The organism is Roseateles sp. P5_B10 (assembly GCF_056400485.1).
On the sequence record NZ_JBFULE010000332.1, the window covers coordinates 1 to 5645 of the forward strand.

A 5645-nucleotide genomic window follows, 5' to 3' on the forward strand; every position below is an offset into this window, starting at 1 on the left:
GGCCACGTCGAAGCGATCGCGCAGGCTCGTCAGCCTTTGCATGGCCCAGGGCGATGACGGGTCCATGCGGATCTGGCCGTCCCAGTCCAGCGTCATGAAGGCGAACCGCGGATCCACCTCGTTGCTGACAACCGTCAGTGGCAGGCGGTAGTGCTCGGCGATCGCGGGCCAGTAGGCCACACCCGCGCCACCCAGCGGGTCCACGCCCAGTTGCAGGCCGGCCGCGCGGATCAGGTCGAAATCAATGACCTGCCCCAGCGCCGCCACATAGCTGCCGAGGAAGTCGTACTCATGGCAGGCCGACGTGGTGAGCGCCCGCTCGGCGTCCTTGCGCAGGACGCCTTCAAGCGAATGCTTCAGATACTCGTTGGCAGCCGCCTGGATGCCCGCCGTGACGTCGCTGCCCGCCGGCCCGCCATGCGGTGGGTTGTATTTGAAGCCGCCATCTCGCGGCGGGTTGTGCGAGGGCGTCACGACGATGCCGTCGGCGCGCTGCCAGCCTTCGCGGCCGCGGTTGTATTCAAGGATAGCCAGCGACACGGCCGGTGTCGGCGTGAACTGGCCCGCCGGCGCCAGCATCACGTCCACGCCATTGGCGACCAGCACCTCCAGTGCGCTGAGCACAGCGGGCTCGGACAGCGCATGCGTGTCGGCGCCCAGAAAGAGCGGGCCCGCGATGTCGCTCTGCTTCCTGTGGTCGCAAATGGCCTGCGTGATGGCCAGCACATGCCATTCGTTGAACGAGCCATCCAGGGCCGAGCCGCGGTGGCCCGAGGTGCCGAAGCTGACCTGCTGTTCGGCGCAGCTCGGATCGGGCTGGCGCGAAAAATAGGCTTCGCGCAAGGCCTCGACGTCGATGAGGACATCGGGTGGCGCGGGCTTGCCGGCAAGGGGGTGGCGTTCAGCACTCATCGTTCGGGGCTCTCCCGTTCTTCGGTGAGACCATACTGCCAGCATGGCGCGGCCACGGTGCCGGACATCGGCACACAGGCTTGCAGGCCCCGACCTACAGGAACTCAATTGCCGCGCGGCGTCTCAGCGGCCAGACCGCTTCCTGATCCGCTCAATGCCGGTCTTGGCAAAACTCACCGAGCGCTTGGCCGCATCCTGGACTTGGGCTGCGGCGGGCAGCTTGTCCTGAGCCCATGAGGCGGCCTTTTGCACGGACTGCTGGACCTGCGTCGCGGCTGTATCGGCCGCGGCCTGCAACTGCTCGGCTGAGGGCAAGCGCTCACGTGTCCAGTCAGCGGCGTCCTTGGCCGACGTGCCCAATTGCTCAGCCCCCGACCTGGCGCCATGCCACGCCTTGGTCGCTGCGGTGCCGGCCGCGGCCTGCAGCTCCTCGGGCGAAGGCAGGCGCTCGCGCGTCCAGTCGGCCGCCTCCTTGGCCGAAGCGCCCAGCTGTTCGGCCGCCTTGCCCGCGCCCGACCTGGCGGTGACCCAGGCCTTGGTGAGCGGGCCGTCAGGCTCTTGCAGCAACAGCGTCAGGCTGGCTGCCAATGCCGCCTCCTCGGCCTCGGACAGCGGCCCGCCGGCTTCCAGCAGCCGGCGCAGGAACTGGCCGAGATCGGCGGCGATGGCCTTGTGGTTGCAGTCGGGGTTGGCATGCAGGAAGGCCGACAGCTCAGCGGCCACCTCCTCGACCGAGCCTTGCATCACGCTCGGCTCGATCTGCGCGATGGCCCGCGTGACAAAGCTGGCGTCCAGCCCCCAGTCGTCCACCAGGTGTTGCACCAGCGCTTGCCGCTCGGCGGGCTCGATGTGGCCATCCACCGCGGCCAGCCGCAGCGCCAGCGGCGCGATGAGGTCGAAGAGGGCCAGGCCCAGCGTGTCCAGCGGCGTGTTCAGGAACTTGGGGATCTCGATGACACGCGCGCCCTTGGTGTCACCCAGCCACCGGTACAGGCCGTAGCAGGCGCCGCCCGAGGCCAGCGCGGCCAGCGCCACCCAGCCAATGGGCGTGGCTGCGGCACCGATGCCCAGCACACCCGACTTCACGACGGCGGCGCCCGCGCCCGCGGCACCCAGCACGTCCCAGACCTCGCGGGTGCGGTTGATCATGCGCAAGGACTTGTAGGCGTTCTCGCCGATGGCGAGCTTGGCCTTGAAACGCAAGGGCTCGGCGACTACCTGCGTCACGCCTTCAAGCGCGGTTCCGGGTTCGGCTGGGTCCACTGTCGGTTGCTGCTGGGTCGTCATGGCGACCAAGCATAGAACGAGAGGGTGCACATCGTGGACGGCGCGGTCTTCGGGCCGAGCGCCGGGCCGCTCCCTAGCCGGCCCGGTTGGCGATGTGCTCGCGGCTCGATGCCGCGAGCATCGCCGTCCCCTCGGGGGCTGAGGCCGGACACATGGCGCCCAGTGGGCGGCATGTGCCTGCCGAAGAGCTGCGGCGCGAGCCGCAGCGCGGTCTGCAAGACCGACTGGGCTTGCCCGCGTTTAGCAGGGCAAGACTGGGCGAGGGGCAGCGTTATTTCAGGTGACAGGCGCGGGGTTGAACAGCACCAGGCTGTTGTGCAGCTTCCAGTGCTCGGCCCAGGTCTTCTTGCGGCCGCTGGCGACGTCCAGCAGCAGACGGAACATCTCCCAGCCCGTCTCCTCGATCGTGGCCTCGCCGTCGGCGATGCGGCCGGCGTTGACGTCCATCAGGTCATGCCAGCGGCGGGCCAGGTCCGTGCGCGTGGCGACCTTGACGACCGGGCATTCGGCCAGGCCATAGGGCGTGCCGCGGCCTGTCGTGAAGATGTGCAGATTCATGCCGGCGGCGAGCTGCAGCGTGCCGCAGATGAAGTCGCTAGCCGGCGTGGCCGCGTAGACGAGGCCGCGCTGGTCGCGCTTGAGCTTGTCGCCGGGCGCGAGTACATGCGAGATGGCCGAGCTGCCGCTCTTGATGATGGAGCCCATCGCCTTCTCAGCGATGTTGGAAAGGCCGCCGGCCTTGTTGCCGGGCGTGGTGTTGGCCGAGCGGTCGACGCGGCCGCGGTCGAGGTAGCGGTCGTACCAGCCGAGTTCACGAATGATGGCGTCGGCGACTTCCGGCGTCGCCGCACGGCTGGTGAGCTGATCGACGGCGTCGCGCACCTCCGTGTTCTCGCTGAACATGATGGTGGCACCGGCGCGCACCAGCAGGTCGGCGCAAAAGCCCACGGCCGGGTTGGCCGTCACGCCGGAGAAGGCGTCGCTGCCGCCGCATTGCACGCCAACGACGAGCTCACTCGCCGGCACGGTCTCGCGCTTGCGGGCGTTCAGGCGCTCCAGGTGCGGCTGGGCGCTCTGCACGATGTCGTCGAGCATGGACATGAAGCCCACGTGCACGTCGTCCTGCAGGCAGATCGTCTCGGGGCCGCTTACCGGGTCGCGTTCATCCGTGATCGGGAAGGACCCAGGCGGCAACAGGCGCGYGGGCTGCAGCTTTTCGCAGCCCAGGCTGACCACCATCACCTCGCCACCGAAGTTGGGGTTCAGCGAGATGTTCTTCAGCGTGCGGATGGGGATGATGGCGTCCGGCGCGTCGATGGCGACGCCGCAGCCATAGCTGTGCTCCAGGCCGATGACGTCGTCCACGTTCGGGTAGCGCGGCAGCAGCTCGGCCTTGATACGCGCGACCGCCTGGGCAACGACGCCGGCCACGCACTGCACCGTGGTCGTGATGGCGAGGATGTTGCGCGTGCCGACCGAGCCATCCTTGTTGCGGTAGCCCTCGAAGGTGTAGCCGTCCAGTGGTTCAACGACAGCAGGCTTCACGGTGGCGATGGGCAGGCCTTCCAGCGCACGTGCGGCGGGCATCTGCAGCAGGCGCTCGTGCACCCAGCTACCGGCGGGAATGGCCTTCAACGCATAGCCGATGGGCACGGCATAGCGCAGCACCACTTCTCCCTCGGCGATGTCGCGCAGCGCGACCTTGTGGCCCTGCGGCACCTTGTCGCGCAGCGCCAGCCCCGCGCCTGGGATGCCGTCCGGCAGCACGGTGCCTTCGGCCAGGCCGCCGTCGTTGGCAACGATGGCGACGTTGTCCTCAATGCGCATGCGCAGCGTCAGGGGCGGACGGGGGGAAACAGCAGTCATGGTTTGCCAAGGCGTTGCTACAGTTGAAGTTGTTGTACGTCRTCTAGTTGTCGTACAACTTCCGTCACTTTAGACGGCGCAATCATTTCAAAACTCCGGGAAAACCCGCGAATGCACGCCCCCCTCGCCCGCCGCCGGCCGCGCACGCTGGCCCTCGAACTGGTTGACTCGCTCGGAGACCGCATCCGGGCCGGCCAGTTGCAGGCCGGCGACAAGCTGCCGACCGAGGCGGCCATCATGGGCGAGTTCGAGGTCAGCCGCACCGTCGTGCGCGAGGCCATCTCCAAATTGCAGGCGGCTGGCCTGGTCGAGACGCGGCACGGCATCGGTACGTTTGTGCTCGGGCCTGGCGACGGACCGTCATTCAAGATCACGCCGGAACAGTTCAGCACGCTGCAGGACGTCATCGCCGTGCTGGAACTGCGCATCGGCCTCGAGACGGAGGCGGCCGGCCTGGCAGCGCAGCGGCGCACCGCCGACAACCTCATTGCCCTGCGCAAGGCGCTGGACGCAGTTATTGCCGCCGTCGAAGCCGGCCAGGACTCGGTGGCCGCCGACTTCCAGTTCCACTTGGAGATTGCCCGCGCGACGCAGAACAGCCACTTCGCCGACCTGATGGCCACGCTGGGGGCCCAGATCATTCCGCGTGCCCGGCTGGAGCCGGTGGCGGACATGAGTGCGGAGCGGCTGGCCTATATGCGGCGCGTCAACGCGGAGCACGAAAGCATCCTCGACGCCATCACCAGCCAGGATGCCGAATCGGCTCGTGCGGCCATGCGCACCCACCTCTCCAACAGCCGCGAACGCCGCCGCAGGGCCCAGGCCGAAACCGGCTGACCATTAAAAATGGTTTCCAAGGGTTACCCCTAGTGATTGTGGATTTGATCCAAGTTGTACGATGACCTACAACTTCAGTCATCCCAACACCGAACGGAGACCCTCCCATGTCGCCCCAAGAACTCAAAGCCGTCCTCGAAGCCGGCCTGCTGTCCTTCCCGCTGACCGACTTCGACGCGCAGCTGAACTTCGCGCCCAAGCCTTACGCCGAGCGCCTGGAGTGGCTGCAGCCCTACGGCGCGTCGGCGCTGTTCGCGGCCGGTGGCACGGGTGAGTTCTTCTCGCTGGAGCCGGGCGAGTACAGCGACATCATCAAGGTGGCGCTGGACACCTGCCGCGGCCGCACGCCCATCCTGGCCGGCGCCGGTGGCGGCACGCGAGTGGCCATCCAGTACGCACAGGAGGCCGAGCGCCTCGGCGCCCAGGGCGTGCTGCTGCTGCCGCACTACCTGACCGAAGCCAGCCAGGAAGGCCTCATCAATCACGTCGAGGCCGTCTGCAAGAGTGTCAAGTTCGGCGTCGTCGTCTACAACCGCGGCGCCTGCAAGCTGACCCCGCAGAGCCTGCTGGTGCTGGCCGACCGCTGCCCCAACCTGATCGGCYTCAAGGACGGTCTCGGCGACATCGAGAAGTTCGTCTCCATCCGCCAGACGCTGGGCGACCGCTTCGCCTACCTGGGTGGCCTGCCCACCGCCGAGCTGTTTGCCGGCGCATACAAGGCCATGGGCTGCCCGGTCTACTCG

At 67.9% G+C, this 5645-nt stretch carries 4 protein-coding genes and 1 pseudogene; 2 read left to right on the plus strand and 3 right to left on the minus strand.

Going from position 1 to position 5645, the window contains the following annotated elements:
• The 3 genes and pseudogenes from AC1DU6_RS18510 to garD all read right to left on the minus strand — a co-directional run.
• A pseudogene (locus AC1DU6_RS18510) lies at positions 1 to 912 on the minus strand (alpha-D-glucose phosphate-specific phosphoglucomutase); the annotation flags it as partial.
• A gap of 123 nt (positions 913 to 1035) precedes the next feature.
• A complete protein-coding gene (locus AC1DU6_RS18515; RefSeq protein WP_457325184.1) occupies positions 1036 to 2199 on the minus strand; it encodes a tellurite resistance TerB family protein in 1164 nt (387 codons plus the stop codon).
• A 276-nt stretch (positions 2200 to 2475) separates the two neighbouring features.
• Positions 2476 to 4065 (minus strand): galactarate dehydratase, encoded by a 1590-nt coding sequence (gene garD / locus AC1DU6_RS18520; RefSeq protein ID WP_477858792.1) that lies wholly within the window; start codon positions 4063 to 4065, stop codon positions 2476 to 2478.
• A gap of 111 nt (positions 4066 to 4176) precedes the next feature.
• Here garD and AC1DU6_RS18525 point away from each other — a divergent pair, with 111 nt between their 5' ends.
• Together AC1DU6_RS18525 and AC1DU6_RS18530 are read left to right on the plus strand one after the other, a co-directional pair.
• Positions 4177 to 4902: a FadR/GntR family transcriptional regulator gene (locus tag AC1DU6_RS18525; protein WP_457390703.1), complete on the plus strand. Its 726-nt coding sequence runs from the start codon at positions 4177 to 4179 to the stop codon at positions 4900 to 4902.
• Positions 4903 to 5009: 107 nt separating this feature from the next.
• Positions 5010 to 5645 (plus strand): 5-dehydro-4-deoxyglucarate dehydratase (locus AC1DU6_RS18530; protein ID WP_477858794.1); only part of this gene is annotated, 636 nt, incomplete at its 3' end.

Excerpts from the sequence above, each read along its gene's own strand:
- AC1DU6_RS18515 (WP_457325184.1), bottom strand. The coding sequence starts at position 2,199 with ATGACGACCCAGCAGCAACCGACAGTGGACCCAGCCGAACCCGGAACC.
- AC1DU6_RS18525 (WP_457390703.1), top strand. The coding sequence starts at position 4,177 with ATGCACGCCCCCCTCGCCCGCCGCCGGCCGCGCACGCTGGCCCTCGAA.